The 15,259-nt window shown below is 70.1% G+C and carries 11 protein-coding genes; 2 read left to right on the top strand and 9 right to left on the bottom strand.

Features of this window, described 5'->3' with window-relative positions:
• Positions 1-342: 342 nt before the first annotated feature.
• A complete protein-coding gene (gene pnp, locus ACGTNF_RS12330; protein ID WP_394601959.1) occupies positions 343-2,478 on the top strand; it encodes a polyribonucleotide nucleotidyltransferase in 2,136 nt (711 codons plus the stop codon).
• 93 nt (positions 2,479-2,571) lie between these two features.
• A complete protein-coding gene (locus ACGTNF_RS12325; protein WP_394601958.1) occupies positions 2,572-3,780 on the top strand; it encodes an MFS transporter in 1,209 nt (402 codons plus the stop codon).
• 84 nt (positions 3,781-3,864) lie between these two features.
• On the opposite strand, the gene ACGTNF_RS12320 is transcribed toward ACGTNF_RS12325, so the two are convergent.
• From ACGTNF_RS12320 to gluQRS, 9 genes are all read right to left on the bottom strand, one after another.
• Entirely contained in the window at positions 3,865-5,040 is a 1,176-nt protein-coding gene (locus tag ACGTNF_RS12320) for an acetyl-CoA C-acetyltransferase (protein ID WP_152479886.1), read from the bottom strand.
• Positions 5,041-5,263: 223 nt separating this feature from the next.
• Positions 5,264-6,112 (bottom strand): pantoate--beta-alanine ligase, encoded by an 849-nt coding sequence (gene panC, locus ACGTNF_RS12315; RefSeq protein ID WP_394601957.1) that lies wholly within the window; start codon positions 6,110-6,112, stop codon positions 5,264-5,266.
• Entirely contained in the window at positions 6,112-6,903 is a 792-nt protein-coding gene (gene panB, locus ACGTNF_RS12310) for a 3-methyl-2-oxobutanoate hydroxymethyltransferase (RefSeq protein ID WP_394601956.1), read from the bottom strand. Before panB ends, panC begins: the two co-directional genes overlap by 1 nt.
• Positions 6,904-7,010: 107 nt before the next feature.
• Positions 7,011-7,514: a 2-amino-4-hydroxy-6-hydroxymethyldihydropteridine diphosphokinase gene (gene folK / locus ACGTNF_RS12305; RefSeq protein WP_394601955.1), complete on the bottom strand. Its 504-nt coding sequence runs from the start codon at positions 7,512-7,514 to the stop codon at positions 7,011-7,013.
• Entirely contained in the window at positions 7,511-8,911 is a 1,401-nt protein-coding gene (pcnB, locus tag ACGTNF_RS12300) for a polynucleotide adenylyltransferase PcnB (RefSeq protein ID WP_394601954.1), read from the bottom strand. The genes folK and pcnB overlap by 4 nt, the downstream gene beginning before the upstream one ends.
• An 869-nt stretch (positions 8,912-9,780) precedes the next feature.
• On the bottom strand, positions 9,781-11,184 hold the full coding sequence (locus ACGTNF_RS12295; protein WP_394601953.1) for a sigma-54-dependent transcriptional regulator: 1,404 nt from the start codon (positions 11,182-11,184) through the stop codon (positions 9,781-9,783).
• Complete coding sequence (locus tag ACGTNF_RS12290; protein WP_394601952.1) at positions 11,162-14,116, bottom strand: ATP-binding protein; 2,955 nt, start codon at positions 14,114-14,116, stop codon at positions 11,162-11,164. Before ACGTNF_RS12290 ends, ACGTNF_RS12295 begins: the two co-directional genes overlap by 23 nt.
• Positions 14,113-14,307: a hypothetical protein gene (locus ACGTNF_RS12285; protein WP_016853963.1), complete on the bottom strand. Its 195-nt coding sequence runs from the start codon at positions 14,305-14,307 to the stop codon at positions 14,113-14,115. Before ACGTNF_RS12285 ends, ACGTNF_RS12290 begins: the two co-directional genes overlap by 4 nt.
• Before the next feature lie 9 nt (positions 14,308-14,316).
• Positions 14,317-15,213, bottom strand: coding sequence for a tRNA glutamyl-Q(34) synthetase GluQRS (gene gluQRS / locus ACGTNF_RS12280; RefSeq protein WP_394601951.1), 897 nt, complete (start codon positions 15,211-15,213; stop codon positions 14,317-14,319).
• Between the last annotated feature and the right edge of the window lie 46 nt (positions 15,214-15,259).

Below are 15,259 nucleotides of genomic sequence, written 5' to 3'. Positions count from 1 at the left end.
CAGGCATGCCGCTTTCATCGAGGCGCCGGGGGCAGGTCTCAGCGAGGGTTTTTGCCATGGGTGAGGCGACCCTCGCCGAACGGGCTGGCCATGGATGGCCAGCACCGGTCCTGCAAGCGAAGCAGGATGCGAGAGCGCCGCAGGGCAAAAGTAGCGCCCAGGGATGGGGTCACAGCGCCTCGCGGAGGCCTGTCCCCGGGTCAGCCTCGGATACGCCTGACTTAGCACAAGCCGTCGATGGGGAAATCTCACCCCCTGGTGGCCGCGCCGGGCGACACCCCCTAAAATGGTCGCCGAGTCGAAACGACCCGAACATGAATCGAAAAGCTGAAGGAAGTCGCCGTGAACCCGGTCAAGAAAACGTTTGAGTACGGTCGCAGCACCGTCACCCTGGAAACCGGGCGCATCGCCCGCCAGGCCTCCGGTGCCGTGATGGTCACCATGGACGACACCGTGGTGCTGTGCACCGTGGTGGCGAAGAAGGACGTCAATCCCGCCCAGCCGTTCTTCCCGCTGTCCGTCCACTACCAGGAGAAGACCTACTCTGTCGGCAAGATTCCCGGCGGCTTCTTCAAGCGCGAGGGGCGCCCCACCGAGAAGGAAACCCTCACCTCGCGGCTGATCGATCGCCCGATCCGCCCGCTGTTCCCGAAGGGCTTCATGAACGAGGTCCAGGTCATCTGCACGGTGCTCTCCGCCGACCGTAACCAGGACCCGGACATCGCCGCCATGATCGGCACCTCCGCGGCCCTGGCCGTCTCCGGCGTGCCCTTCAACGGCCCGATCGGCGCCGCCCGCGTCGGCTTCACCGAGGACAAGGGCTACTTCCTCAACCCCAGCGTCGAGGAGCTCGCCGGCTCCGAGCTGAACATGGTCGTCGCCGGCACCGAGAAGGCCGTGCTGATGGTCGAGTCCGAGGCCAGCGAGTTGCTCGAGGACGAGATGCTGGGCGCCGTGCTCTACGGCCATCAGGAGATGCAGGTCGCCGTCTCCGCCATCAACGAGCTGGCCGCCGAGGCCGGCAAGCCGCGCTGGGACTGGCAGCCGGCCGCCGAGAACACCGCCCTCAAGGACGCCGTGGCGCTGGGCTTCGAGGCCAAGGTCGGCGAGGCCTATCGCATCACCGACAAGATGGCCCGCCAGGACGCCCTGTCCGCGCTGAAGGACGAGGCCGTGGCCCAGCTGGCCGGTGAGCAGGAAGGCCAGTTCGCCGCCGACGAGGTCAAGGGCGCCTTCGCCGGCCTCGAGAAGCGCGTCGTGCGCTCCCGCGTCATCAAGGGCGAGCCGCGCATCGATGGCCGCGACCACAAGACCGTGCGTCCGCTGGACATCGAGGTCGGCGGCCTGCCCAAGACCCACGGCTCCGCCGTCTTCACCCGCGGCGAGACCCAGGCCGTGGTCGTGGCCACCCTCGGCACCCTGCGCGACGCCCAGCTGATCGAGTCGCTGGAAGGCGAGCGCAAGGACCGCTTCCTGCTGCACTACAACTTCCCTCCCTACAGTGTGGGCGAGGCCGGTTTCATGGGCGGTCCCAAGCGTCGCGAGATCGGCCACGGCCGTCTGGCCCGCCGCGGCGTCCAGGCCATGCTGCCGAACGAGGACGACTTCCCCTACACCATCCGCGTGGTGTCCGAGATCACCGAGTCCAACGGCTCCAGCTCCATGGCCTCCGTGTGCGGCTCCTCGCTGGCCCTGATGGACGCCGGCGTGCCGATGAAGGCCCCGGTGGCCGGCATCGCCATGGGCCTGGTCAAGGACGATGACGGCTACGCCGTGCTGACCGACATCCTCGGCGACGAAGACCACCTCGGCGACATGGACTTCAAGGTGGCCGGTTCCGCCGAGGGCGTCACCGCCCTGCAGATGGACATCAAGATCGAGGGCATCAACGAGGAGATCATGGAGCAGGCGCTCCAGCAGGCCAACGAGGCCCGCCTGAGCATCCTCGAGCAGATGAACACCGTGATCGCCAAGAGCCGCGAGGAGGTCTCCGACAACGCGCCCTCCATGGCCACCATCAAGATCGACCCGGAGAAGATCCGCGACGTCATCGGCAAGGGCGGCGCCACCATCCGCAAGATCTGCGACGACACCGGCGCCTCCATCGACCTGGACGACGACGGCACCGTGCGCATCTACGCCGAGGAGAAGTCGGCGGCCAAGGCGGCCATCGACACCGTGCTGGCGATCACCGCCGAGCCGGAAATCGGCAAGCTGTATCGCGGCAAGGTGGTGCGCATCGCCGACTTCGGCGCCTTCGTCAACATCATGCCCGGCACCGACGGCCTGGTGCACATCTCCCAGATCGTGCCCGAGCGCGTCAACGACGTGCGTGACTTCCTCAACGAGGGAGACGAGGCCGTGGTCAAGGTGCTCGACATCGACAACCGCAACCGGGTGAAGCTGACCATCAAGGAGATCACCCCGGAAGAGAAGGCCGCCTTCGAGGCCGAGGAAGCCGAGACCGACGAGCTCTAAGCGAGCGGTCATGAGCCGAACGCCCCCGTGGCTCACGCCGCGGGGGCGTTCTCGTTTCGGGGCACCGGCCCCGCCATCGATCAGGGACGACCCATGACGCGCCACGATTCCGCCCCGTCATCCCCCGCCCCCAGGACCGTCACCCAGAGCCGCGACTGGCTGGGGGTGGGCGCGGTGATGATCGGCATCTTCCTGCTGGTCACCGCCGAGCAGCTGCCCATCGGGCTGCTGTCCCAGGTGGCCGACTCGCTGTCCGTGACCTCCGGCACCGCCGGGCTCTTGATCACCGTGCCCGGGGTGGTGGCGGCCTTCGCCGCGCCGCTGCTGCCGGTGGCGGTGGGGCGGCTCGACCGGCGCTGGCTGTTGACCGGGCTGATGACGCTGATGACCCTGGCCAGCCTGCTGGGCGCCGTGGCCGACAGTTTTACGACGCTACTGGCCACACGGGTGCTGGTGGGCGTGTGCATCGGCGGCTTCTGGGCCATCGCCGGCGGCCTGGCCTCGCGGCTGGTGGCCCTGGAGCAGGTGCCGCGGGCCATGTCGCTGATCTTCAGCGGCGTGGCCGGCGCCTCGGTGCTGGGCGTGCCGGCGGGGACCTGGCTCGGCGAGCACACCGACTGGCGCATCGCCTTCGGCTCGCTGGCCGGGCTGAGCCTGCTGGTCACCCTTGCCCTGTGGCGGCTGCTGCCGCGCCTGCCGGCGCAGCAGCCGGTGCGGCTGTCCAACCTGGCCGGCCAGTTCGCCAGCCGCGGCGTGCGGGTCGGCGTGGCCGCCACCGCGCTGATCGTGATGGGCCACTTCGCCGCCTACACCTTTGTCAGCCCGATCCTGCAGGACATCGCCGGCATTCCGCTGGCGAGCGTCAGCGCCCTGCTGCTGTGCTATGGCGGGGCCGGGCTGCTGGGCAACTTCCTCGCCGGCACCGCCGCCGGGCGCCGGCCCTACGCCACGGTGCTGGTGATTCCGCTGCTGCTGGCGGTCGCGACGCTGGCCTTCCCCTGGCTGGGGCGCGAGCCGGCGGCCGCGATCGGGCTGTTGATGCTGTGGGGCGCGGTGTTCGGCAGCATCTCGGTGAGCCTGCAGACCTGGATCCTCAAGAGTGCCCTGAACACCGAGGCCGCCACCGCCCTGATGGCCTTCGTGTTCAACCTGTCGATCGGCATCGGCGCCATGGCCGGCGGCCGGGTGGTGGACGCCATCGGCCTGAGCGGCGTGCTGCTCGGCGCCGGCGGGCTGTTTGTGCTGGCCGCGGCGCTGGTGGCGCGCACGCCCTCCCGGGTGGTCGGGCCGCCCCGGGGCTGAGGCCTAGAGACGCGCAGCAGAACGCAAAAGCCCCCGCTCATCGAGCGGGGGCTTTCTTTCGTGGTGATGCGTCGTGGCGGTCGCTTAACGTTCGATCGCCAGCGCCACCCCCTGTCCGCCGCCGATACACAGCGTCGCCAGGCCCTTCTTGGCATCGCGGGCGATCATCTCGTGCACCAGGGTCACCAGGATGCGGCAGCCGGAGGCGCCGATCGGGTGGCCCAGCGCGATGGCGCCGCCGTTGACGTTGATCATCGAGGTGTCCCAACCGAGCTCCTTGTTCACCGCCAGCGCCTGGGCGGCGAAGGCCTCGTTGGCCTCGACCAGGTCCAGATCGTCGAGGCTCCAGCCGGCCTTCTCGAGGCAGCGGCGGGTGGCCGGAGCGGGACCGATGCCCATGATCGCCGGGTCGACGCCGGCGTTGGAGTAAGCCTTGATGCGGGCCAGCGGTTCGAGGCCCAGGGCCTTGGCCTTCTCGGCGGAGCACAGCATCACCACGGCGGCGCCGTCGTTGATGGAGGAGGCGTTGCCGGCGGTCACGCTGCCGTCCTTCTTGAACGCCGGGCGCATGCCGCCGAGCTTCTCGGCGCTGACCTCGCGCGGGTTCTCGTCGGTGTCGAAGACCAGCGGGTCGCCCTTGCGCTGGGGAATCTCCACCGGGACGATCTGGCCCTTGAACTTGCCTTCCTTGATCGCGGCGGAGGCCTTCTGCTGGGAGCCGGCGGCGAACTCGTCCATCGCCTCGCGGCTGATGTCGTACTTCTCGGCCAGGTTCTCGGCGGTGATGCCCATGTGGAAGTCGTTGAAGGCATCCCACAGGCCGTCGTGGACCATCGAGTCGATGGCCTTCCAGTCGCCCATGCGCTGGCCGTTGCGTGAATTGGGTAGCACGTGCGGGGAGAGCGACATGTTCTCCTGGCCGCCGGCCAGGATCAGCTCGGCGTCGCCGCAGCGAATCGCCTGGGTGGCCAGATGCAGGGCCTTGAGGCCCGAGCCGCAGACCTTGTTGATGGTCATGGCCGGCACCGCGTCGGGTAGTCCGCCCTTGATGGCGGCCTGGCGGGCGGGGTTCTGGCCGGTGCCGGCGGTCAGCACCTGGCCGAGCAGCACTTCATCGACCTGGTCCGGGGCCACGCCGGTGCCGGCGAGGATGTCCTTGATCACATGGGCACCGAGGTCGCTGGCGGGAATGCCGGCGAGGGAACCGCCGAAGGCACCGACGGCGGTACGACGGGCGGCTACGATCACCACTTCTTGCATGAGGCTTACTCCTGAAGATTCGCGGACGAGCGTCCGCTCAGCATAGGGGACTTTTGTGCGCTGCGGCAATCCCCGCTGAGGGCGGTTCGGCTAGAACTTCAGTATAGGCAAACCTAAGGGGGAGGGTCGGAGCGGGCGCCCCGGCCGGGATCATCAGGCCGACTGGACCGGAATGGCGGTGGTGAGCAGGGAAGGGACACGCCTTCGCGGCGTGGCCGGGCCCTCAGCGGGGGAGTGTCAGCGACAGGTTGTCGATCAGTCGCGTCGAGCCCAGGCGCGCCGCGGTGAGCAGCACGGCCTCGCGCGTGGTGTCGTCGACCGGGCCCAGGTCGGCGGCACGCAGTTCCAGATAGTCGGGCGCGAAGCCCGCCTCGCGCAGCCGTTCGAGGCCGCGGGTCAGGCTGGCGTCGATCGCTTCGCCGGCCTCCAGCGCCTCGCGCAGGGCACACAGGGTGCGATACAGCTCGGGCGCCGCGGCACGCTGCGCCGCGTCCAGATAACCGTTGCGCGAGGACAGCGCCAGGCCGTCCTCGGCGCGCTCGATCGGCACGCCGACGATCTCGAGCGGCAGGTGCAGGTCGGCCACCAGGCGGCGGATCACCGCCAGCTGCTGGTAGTCCTTCTCGCCGAAGCAGGCGAGATCCGGCTGCACCAGGTTGAACAGCATGGTGACCACGGTCGCCACGCCGTCGAAGTGGCCGGGGCGGTCGCCGCCGCACAGCCCCTCGGAGACCCCGGGCACGCTGACCCGGGTCTGGGCGTCCAGGCCGCGCGGATAGACCGTGGCCACGTCGGGGGCGAACAGCAGGTCGCAGCCGGCGGCCTCGAGGTGGGCCTGGTCGTCGGCCAGGGTGCGCGGATAGGCGTCGAGGTCCTCGTTCGGCCCGAACTGCATCGGATTGACGAAGATGGTCGCCACCACCACGTCGGCGCGGCGCCGGGCCTCGGCGACCAGCGCCAGATGGCCGGCGTGCAGGTTGCCCATGGTCGGCACCAGGCCGATGGTGCGGCCGGCCCGGCGATGCGCGGCCAGCGTCTCGCGCAGCGTGGCGACGTCGTTCCGGGTCTGCATCAGAATCCGTGCTCCTCGGCGGGGAAGCGCCGGGCCTTGACGTCCTCGTGGTAGCGGCGGAAGGCGTCCTGGATATCGTCGGCCTCGGCCAGGAAGTTCTTCACGAAGCGCGGCTGGCGCCCGGCGGTGACGCCGAGCACGTCGTGCATCACCAGGATCTGGCCGTCGGTGTCGGCGCCGGCGCCGATGCCGATCACCGGCACGTCCAGGGCCTCGGTCACGGCGCGGCCGAGGCTCGTCGGCACGCACTCGAGCAGGATCACCGAGGCGCCGGCCTCGGCCAGGGTGCGGGCATCCTCGAGGATGCGCTCGGCCTGGTCGGCGTCGCGTCCCTGGACCTTGTAGCCGCCCAGCTGGTGGACGGTCTGCGGGGTCAGGCCCAGATGGGCGCACACCGGTACGCCGCGGCGGCTCAGTTCGCGGATGCCGTCGGCCATCCAGGCCTCGCCTTCCACCTTGACCATCTCGGCGCCGGCGCGCATCAGCGCCCCGGCGTCCTCGAGCAGGCGTTCGGTGGTGGCGTTGCTCATGAAGGGCAGGTCGACCATCAGCAGGCTCGCGCCCTTGCCGCGGGCCACGCAACGGGTGTGGTAGCAGACGTCGTCCAGGGTCACCGGCAGGGTGCTGGTGTGGCCCTGCAGGACCATGCCCAGGGAATCGCCGACCAGCAGCACCTCGATGCCGGCCTCGCCGGCGGCATGGGCGAAGGTGGCGTCATAGGCGGTCAGGCAGCTGAAGGTCTCACCGGCGCGCTTGAAGGCCTGCAGCGTGCTCAGGGTGACGGTTTTCATGGCGTGCTCTCGTGTCGTTATCCGGCGCTCGGCGAAGGCCGCGCTCTTGTGTAACCGCGCATTGTTACCCGATCCGGGGAGAGTGTCGATAGGTAACAAGTGGGGTGTCATCCGGGCGTGTCGGGTAACACTCGGCGCAGGCCGTCCTCGCCCAGGGCGGCGGCCAGGCCGGCCACGTCACGGCCGTTCGGCAGGCGCAGCTCGGGGGCGAGCTCGGCCATCGGCACCAGCACGAAGGCGCGATGGGCCATCTCCGCGTGCGGGAGCGTCAGCCGCGGCGTCGCCATCTCGCGATCGTCGAACAGCAGCAGGTCGAGGTCCAGGGTGCGCGGCCCCCAGCGGCGGCCACGGACACGGCCGTGGCGCTGCTCGAGCGCCTGCAGCTGGTCGAGCAGCGCCAGCGGCGACAGCCGGGTCGAGAGCTCGGCCACGGCGTTGACGAAGTCGGGCTGGTCGGCCGGGCCCAGCGGGCGGCTGGCGTAGCGCGACGAGGCGCGGCGCCGGCGGGTCAGCGGCAGGGCATCGAGCTCGGCCAGGGCGCGCTCGACGTGACCGTGGGGGTCGTCGAGGTTGCTGCCGAGCCCGATCCAGGCGCGATGCGGCAGGCTCATGACTCGCCGTTGGACGGCTTGCGACGACGACGGCGGCGCCGGCGCTTGTTGCGCGGCGCGGGGGTGCCGGCCGGGTCGGCGTCGACCTTGCCCAGCAGGCGGCGCTGCTCGTGCTCGTCGGCGTCCTGGAAGGCGGTCCACCAGTCGCCGAGGCCGGGCTCCATCTCGCCGGCGGCCTCGCGCACCAGCAGGAAGTCGTAGGCGGCGCGGAAGCGCGGATGCTCGCGGGTCTGGAACACGCGCTTGCCGCGGCGCAGCGGCAGTCGCTGCTGCAGGTCCCAGATGTCGCGCATCGGCAGGCTGAAGCGCTTGGGAATGGACACGTGCTGCAGCTGGCGCGAGATGACCTGCTGGGAGGCGGCCTGCTGCGCCGGGATGGGCGGCATGCCGTCGGCCTCGAGGGCCTGCTGGCGCAGCTGCACCGGGCCCCACAGCAGGGCGGCGAACAGGAAGGCCGGCGTCACCGGTCGCTCGTCGCGGACGCGGCGGTCGGTGCTGGTCAGGGCGCGCTCGATCACCGCCTCGGCCCAGGGCAGCTCTTCCATGGCCTCGTCGGCCTCGGGGAACAGCATGGCGAACAGGCCGAAGTCGCGCAGCAGATGGAAGGTCTCGACGCCGTGGCCGCTCATGAACAGCTTGAGCACTTCATCGAACAGCCGCGCCGGCGGCACCTGGAGCATCAGCTCGGCGAGCTCGGCGATCGGCGCCTCGGTGGCCGGATCGATGTCGAAGTCGAGCTTGGCGGCGAAGCGCACCGCGCGCAGCATGCGCACCGGGTCCTCGCGGTAGCGGGTCGCCGGGTCGCCGATCAGCCGCAGGGTGCGGTCCTCGATGTCCTGGACGCCGCCGGCGAAGTCGTGGATCGAGAAGTCGGCGATGTTGTAGTAGAGGGCGTTGATCGTGAAGTCGCGCCGGATGGCGTCCTCCTCGATGTTGCCCCAGACGTTGTCGCGCAGCAGCATGCCGTCGTCCGACTGCTGGGCGATATGGTCGCCGTGGTCGTCGCTGGGCTTGCCGCGGAAGGTGGTGACCTCGATCACCTCACGGCCGAAGCGCACGTGCACGATGCGGAAGCGGCGCCCGATGATGCGCGAGTTGCGGAACAGCTCGCGGACCTGCTCCGGGGTGGCGTCGGTGGCCACGTCGAAGTCCTTGGGCATGCGGCCGAGCAGGGAGTCGCGGATGCAGCCCCCCACCAGGAAGGCCTCATGGCCGGCGTTGTGTAGCCGGTACAGCACCTTGAGGGCGGCGTCACTGAAGTGCTGGCGGGAGACCGGGTGCTCTTCGCGGGGAATGATGCGCAGCTCGGGGAGGGCGGCCGACGGCTCCTGAGGGCCGAACAGCGACCGGAGGTGCTCGCCCGGGCTCTGCAGAAAGCGGGTAAATCCTTTGATCATGCGGCGTTGTCGACTCGCGGGGTGCAAAAGAGGGTATGAAAGGCGTTGAGTGTAGCGAACACCCGACACCTTGCAAAGCGTGGGCCGACCGACCCGTCCCCGGAAAATGGAAAGGGGAGGCTCGTGAGCCTCCCCTGAAAGCAGGATGCAGCATCCCTGCTGCTGATTTTTCTTCGTGATGGCGCATCGCCTTGAATACGCACCACAGTCACCAAGGAGCTCAGGCAAGCAATGTTGTTGTCTTTGTGGACGTTCCTGAAAGTGACCGCCTCGTATTCAAAACAATAATCCAACCACGACGGCAGATGATTGCCTCCCCCCGACGTCTTGTTGTTGTTGACGGGGGTGCACCTCTGACGGCCCTTGTTGTTGGTGGTGGCCGGGTCGGGTGCGTCGCGTCCTGATTCCGGACTTCGAGCGTCTTGTTGTTGTTGCCTCGAAGGACTCGCGCCGGCTGCCGCTGTTGTGCTTGTTGTCGGCAATGGCGCTCGTGTGTCTTCGGCCCGTGGTCTTGTTGTTGTGGGGTCGGGCCCGTCACCGCTCGCTGGCCTTGTGGTTGTTGGTGGCCGCGGGTGGCATCCGGCATTGTTTTTCTTGCCCTATACGTAGCAGGCGGTATGCCACTATTTAAAAAATACTTTAAAAACATGTGCTTGTTATTTCTAATGGCGAGCGTTCCCGATGTGAGCCCGGAAAGTGTTACCCAGGCTGCCCGCTTATGGGGCAAATGCTGTGTGGGAAGGTAACAAATGGTGCGCGCACGCCATCGAATACCGTAAAAACGACGCCCGCGGCCGAGGCCGCGGGCGTTAGTGCTTTGGTCGTAGAGAGGGTCGTCGCCCGTCGCCCGTCGCCCGTCGCCCGTCGCCTCAGCCGGTGCCGCGGCGAGGGCCCTTCTTGCGCGGGATGCCGAGGCGCTGGCGGCGCTCCCACAGGCACTTGCGGCTGATGCCGAGCTTCTGGGCCAGCTCGGTCTCGCTCATCTGGTCCTGGTGTTCGAGCACGAAGTGCTGGAAATAGTCTTCCAGGGACAGATCCTCTTCCTCCTCGTCCGCTCGATCGCCGCCGCCGGAGGCGGGCGGCTCGTCGTCGGGAACGGGCGGCGCCGGCGCGGCCGCACCGCCATGGGGCGCGGGGCCGAGCCCCAGATCGTCGGGATGGATCAGGTGGCCCTCGGCGAGGATCACGCCGCGCTCCAGGGCGTTCTCCAGCTCGCGCACGTTGCCGGGCCAGGGGCAGTCGCGGATCATCCGCCGGGCGGCCCGCGACAGCTTGAGGCCCTCGCGCTCGTGACGGCGGCAGGCCTTCTTCAGCAGCGCGTCGGCGATCTCCAGGATGTCGTCCTCGCGGTCGCGCAGCGGAGGCAGGTCGATCTGCATCACGTTGAGTCGGTAGTAGAGATCGAGGCGAAAGCCGCCGGTGCGCGACAGCGCATGCAGGTCGCGGTGGGTGGCGGCGATCAAGCGCACGTCGACGTGGCGGGTCTCGACCGAGCCGATCTTGCGGATTTCGCCCTCCTGCAGCACCCGCAGCAGCCGGGCCTGGGCGTCCAGCGGCAGCTCGCCGATCTCGTCGAGGAACAGGGTGCCGCCGTCGGCGGCCTCGACCAGGCCGGTGCGGGCGGCGCTGGCGCCGGTGAAGGCGCCCTTCTCGTGGCCGAACAGCTCGGACTCGATCAGCGTCTCCGGGATGGCCGCGCAGTTCACGCACACCAGCGGGGCGGCGGCGCGTTTGCTCTGCCGGTGCAGGGCGCGGGCCACCAGCTCCTTGCCGGTGCCGGACTCGCCCTGGATCAGCACCGTGACGTCGGCCGGCGCGGTCTTGCGGATGCGGGTGTAGACCGTCTGCATGGCCGGGCAGTTGCCGATCATCGGCTGGCGCTCGCCGCCGGGGGCGGTGATGTCGGGCGGCTCGCCCTGCTGCAGGGCGCGCTGGTGGAGTACCCGGGACACGGTCTCGAGCAGCTCGTCGTGGTCGAAGGGCTTGGCCACGTAGTCCACCGCGCCGAGCTTCAGCGCCTCCACTGCCGAGCGCATGCTGGCGTAGCTGGTCATGATCAGCACCGGTACCGGGGCGACGCGGGTGATCAGCGCGGTGCCGGGATCGCCGGGCAGACGCAGGTCACTGATCACCAGGTCGAAGCCCTGGGGATCGAGGGCCAGGGCCTCGTCCACCGAGCCGGCCTCGCTGACCCGGTGCTCGTGGCGCTCCAGCAGGCGCCTCAGGGCGCTGCGGATGATGGCTTCGTCTTCAACGATCAGGATCCGGCTCATCGGTGCTCTCAGCATCCTCTCGGTGGAGGGGCAGCCACAGCAGGATACGGGTGCCATGGGCCTGCCCGGCGGGCGGGGACTCGATGTCGATCTGGCCGCCGTGCTCGGCGACGATGCTGTAGACCAGCGGCAGGCCGAGCCCTGTGCCCTCGCCGGCGGGCTTGGTGGTGGTGAAGGGCTCGAACAGGTGGTCACGCACCCGCTCGTCGATGCCGTGGCCCTCGTCGGTGACCGTGACCCTGAGCCGCTCGCCCTCCGGCTCGGCGGCGACGCCCACCCGGCCGCCTGGCTCGCTGGCGTCGCGGGCGTTGCCGAGCAGATTGATCATCACCTGCTGCAGGCGCTGGGCATCGCCGGTCACCCGCGGTGTCGGCGGGCAGCGGTTCTCGAACCGGATATCCTCCCCCGAGCGGGCGAGGTGGATCAAGTTCAGGGCCTCGTCGGTGACCTCGGCCATCGACACCGGCTGAAACGCGGCGCCGGTGACGTGACGCCCGCCGTGGGCGAAGCCGACCAGCGAGCCGACGATGCGCGAGACGCGGTCGGTGAGCTGTTGGATCTGGTCGGCGGTCTCCCGCAGCTCGGGGTCGTCGGTGTCGTAGCGCAGGTTCTGGGCCAGCGAGGAGATGCCGGTGATGGGATTGCCGATCTCGTGGGCCACGCCGGCGGCGAGCTGGCCGATGGAGGCCAGGCGTGCGGCGTGCACCAGCTCGTCCTCGAGCCACTTCATCTCGCTGTGATCCTCCACCAGGATGACGTTGCCGCCGTGGGTGGCGCGCTCGTCCTGCCGCTCGGCCTTGTGCAGGCTCAGGAAGCGCGGGCCGTTCGCCAGCGTCACCGGCTGCTTGTAGAGCTGGCTGGCCGGCTCGGCGAGGATGCGGCCCAGCAGCTCGTTCCAGGGCGGCGGCAGGGTGTCGCGGTGGGCGCCGATCACCGTCTCGCCGGGGATGCCGGAGAGCTCGGCCAGGGCGTCGTTCCACATCAGCAGCTCGCCGTCCTCGCCGAAGGCGCACAGCCCCACCGGCAGCCGGCTCAGGGTGCGGCGGTGGTAGCGGCGCAGGCCGTCGATCTCCCGGGCCAGGCCGTTGAGGCGCGGACGATAGTCTTCCAGGCGGTTCTCGACGAAGTGGATGTCCTCGGTGGCGCCGGGGCCATCCTGGCGATAGGGCAGGAAGCGGTCGACGATGTCCTGGGCCACCGAGGGCCCCATCAGCCCGGAGAGGTTGGCCTGGATGCGATCGCGCAGCCGGCGCAGGGCATAGGGACGGCCGTCGAGGGGCGACATCTGCAGCGCCGCCAGGGCGCGTTCCACTTCGCGTTCGGCGACCTCCTGGCCCAGCGCCCGGGCCAGGTGGCGCTTGATCTCCAGGCCGTTGGCGGCCACCAGCGGCAGGCGCATGGGGCGCACCACGGCGTCCACCGAGCAGGCCTCGGCGGCCGCCCGCTCGCCGGCCGAGGTGCGGGTGGCCAGCGAGACCAGGATGAAGCTCAGCACGTTGGCGGCCAGCGAGACCAGCGTGACGAGATACCAGTCGGGCTCGTCGGCCAGTGCCTCCAGGCCCGGGGGAATCGGCGGCAGCCAGGGGGCGCCGCCGAGCAGCGACGGCCACAGCCCGGCCAGCCAGATCGCCACCCCCACCGTGAGGCCGGTGACCATGCCCTTGCGGTTGGCGCCGGGCCAGTAGAGCAGCGCCAGCATGCCGGGCAGGCACTGGGCCATGCCGACGAACGAGGCCATCGCCAGGGTCGAGAGATCGTGATGCACGCCCACGGTGCGATAGAACAGCCAGCCGCCGCCGATCACCGCGGCGATCAGCCCGCGGCGCAGCCAGCGCAGCCAGCGGTAGAGGTCGGGCTGGGCGATGGGCGGATGGGCCACCAGCACCAGGTGGTTGAGGATCATCCCCGACAGCGCCAGGGAGATGATGATCATGGTGCCGCTGGCCGCGGCCAGGCCGGCGAGGAAGGCCAGGGCGCCGACCCACCACGAGGACGACAGGCCGAAGGCCAGGTAGGCGCTGCCGGTGAGCGAGGCGTCGACGCCGAGGCGCTGGGCGGCCCACAGGATCAGCGGTACCGGCAGCGCCATCAGCAGCAGGAACAGCGGCATCACCCAGCCGGCGCGCAGCAGGGTGCGGCGCCCCAGCGGCTCGGCGAAGGTGATGTGGAACATGTGCGGCATCAGGAAGGCCGCGGCGAAGAACAGCATCAGCAGGGTGCGCCACTGGGCCGGGGCCAGCGGATGGGTCTCGGCCTGGGCGAGGTGCCCGGGGCCGTCGAGCCAGGCCTGCAGGTCGCCGGGGCCGTCGAAGATGCCGAACAGCGCGAAGGCCCCCAATGCCAGCATGGCCCCGAGCTTGACCACCGACTCCAGGGCGATCACCGCCAGCAAGCCGTCCTGGCGTGTGTTGAGATGCGTGTGCCGGGCGCCGAAAAAGATCGCGAACAGCGCGATCAGGGCGCTGAAGCCCAGCGCTAGCCACTCCCGGGCGCCGCTGCCTGACAGCAGCCGGATGGCGTTGCCCATGGTCTGCACCTGCAGCGCCAATAGCGGCAGCACCGCCAGCAGGCTGACCAGGGTGACCAGGGTGCCCACCCAGCGCGAGCGGAAGCGGAAGGCGAACAGGTCGGCCAGCGAGGCCAGCTGGTAGGTGTGGGCCATGCGCTGGATCGGCACCAGCAGCATCGGCGCCAGCAGGAAGGCGCCGGCCGCCCCCAGGTAATAGGCCAGATAGCCGAAGCCGCTGCGGTCGGCCTGCTCGAGGGTACCGTGGATGGCCCAGGCGCTGGCATAGACGCCCAGCGCCAGGGTGTGGGTCGCCGGATGGCGCACCAGGCGCGTCGGCAGCCAGCCGCGATCCACCGCCAGGGCGCACAGGGCGAGCAGCAGCAGGTAGCCGATGCCCAGCCCCAGCAGGTCGGCGAGGCTCATTCGAGCTCCTCCTGGCGCTGTTCATCGAGCCGGCGCTTGCGCTCCAGCCACACGGTCAGGGCGATCAGCCCGGCCCAGATCAGGAAGGGGCGATACCAGGCGGCGCCGGGGCTGCCCCAGCCGCTCATCAGCAGCGGCGAGAACAGGTAGCCGGCGAAGACCAGGAACAGCACGATGCGATAGACGTACACGGCGTCTCCTCAGCCGGCGATGGCGCCCGTCAGGCGCCGCTCGGGGTCGGCGCGCAGCCGCTCCGGCGCCCAGTGCGCGACGGCGTGCTCGAGCTGTTCGGCCACCGGTGCCTCGGCCAGCCCGGCCGGCGGGGCCTGGTCGAGCAGGGTCAGGGCGCGGTGGAGCAGCGGCCGCGCCTCGGGCTCGGTCTCCGGCAGCGCCGGGGCCAGGTTCTGCTTGGACAGTTTCTGGCCGTCGTCGCCCATTACCAGCGGCAGGTGCAGGTAGCGCGGCTCGGGCAGGCCCAGGGCCTGCTGCAGCTGGCGCTGCCAAGGCGTGTTGTCGAGCAGGTCGGCGCCGCGCACCACCTCGTTGATGCCCTGCTCGGCGTCGTCGACCACCACCGCCAGCTGATAGGCCCAGAGGCCGTCCTTGCGCTTGAGCACCACGTCGCCGAGCTCGGCCGGGTCGAAGACCTGCGGGCCGAACAGCCGGTCCTCCCAGCGCACCGGGCGCAGGCCGAGGTCGCTGCGCAGCCGCCAGGCCAGGGGCTTGTCCGGCTCGCGGACGCCGTCGCGGCACCAGCCGGGATAGACGGGATGGTCGCGCCACTGCTTGCGCGAGCAGCTGCAGGGATAGGCCAGGCCCTTCGCCTCGAGGCGTTCCAGGGCGGCGGCATAGGCGTCGTGGCGAGGGCCCTGCCAGGCGACCGGGCCGTCCCAGTGCAGGCCGAAGGCCTCGAGTTGGCGCAGGATGGCATCAGCGGCGCCGACCGGGCAGCGCGGCGGATCGACGTCCTCGATGCGCAGGCCCCAGTGGCCCCGCGCGTGACGCGCGTCCAGGTAGCTGGCCAGGGCGGCGACCAGCGAGCCGAAGTGCAGCGGACCCGAGGGGGTCGGGGCGAAGCGGCCACGATAGGCACTCATGGGCGGCTCCGGAGCGGGAAAGACGGGGCGGACGGGCGCCGGCGGC

Origin of the sequence: Halomonas sp. B23F22_10 (genome assembly GCF_043496975.1) — a bacterium.
In the GTDB taxonomy this organism is placed as follows: Bacteria; Pseudomonadota; Gammaproteobacteria; order Pseudomonadales; family Halomonadaceae; genus Halomonas; species Halomonas smyrnensis.
The sequence above is the reverse complement of the archived record's forward strand: the minus strand, read 5'-3'. Positions and strand labels throughout refer to the sequence as shown.

Coding starts and splice junctions, on each gene's coding strand:
- ACGTNF_RS12325 (WP_394601958.1), top strand. CDS start 2,572: ATGACGCGCCACGATTCCGCCCCGTCATCCCCCGCCCCCAGGACCGTC.
- ACGTNF_RS12320 (WP_152479886.1), bottom strand. CDS start 5,040: ATGCAAGAAGTGGTGATCGTAGCCGCCCGTCGTACCGCCGTCGGTGCC.
- panC (WP_394601957.1), bottom strand. CDS start 6,112: ATGCAGACCCGGAACGACGTCGCCACGCTGCGCGAGACGCTGGCCGCG.
- panB (WP_394601956.1), bottom strand. CDS start 6,903: ATGAAAACCGTCACCCTGAGCACGCTGCAGGCCTTCAAGCGCGCCGGT.
- folK (WP_394601955.1), bottom strand. CDS start 7,514: ATGAGCCTGCCGCATCGCGCCTGGATCGGGCTCGGCAGCAACCTCGAC.
- pcnB (WP_394601954.1), bottom strand. CDS start 8,911: ATGATCAAAGGATTTACCCGCTTTCTGCAGAGCCCGGGCGAGCACCTC.
- ACGTNF_RS12295 (WP_394601953.1), bottom strand. CDS start 11,184: ATGAGCCGGATCCTGATCGTTGAAGACGAAGCCATCATCCGCAGCGCC.
- ACGTNF_RS12290 (WP_394601952.1), bottom strand. CDS start 14,116: ATGAGCCTCGCCGACCTGCTGGGGCTGGGCATCGGCTACCTGCTGCTG.
- gluQRS (WP_394601951.1), bottom strand. CDS start 15,213: ATGAGTGCCTATCGTGGCCGCTTCGCCCCGACCCCCTCGGGTCCGCTG.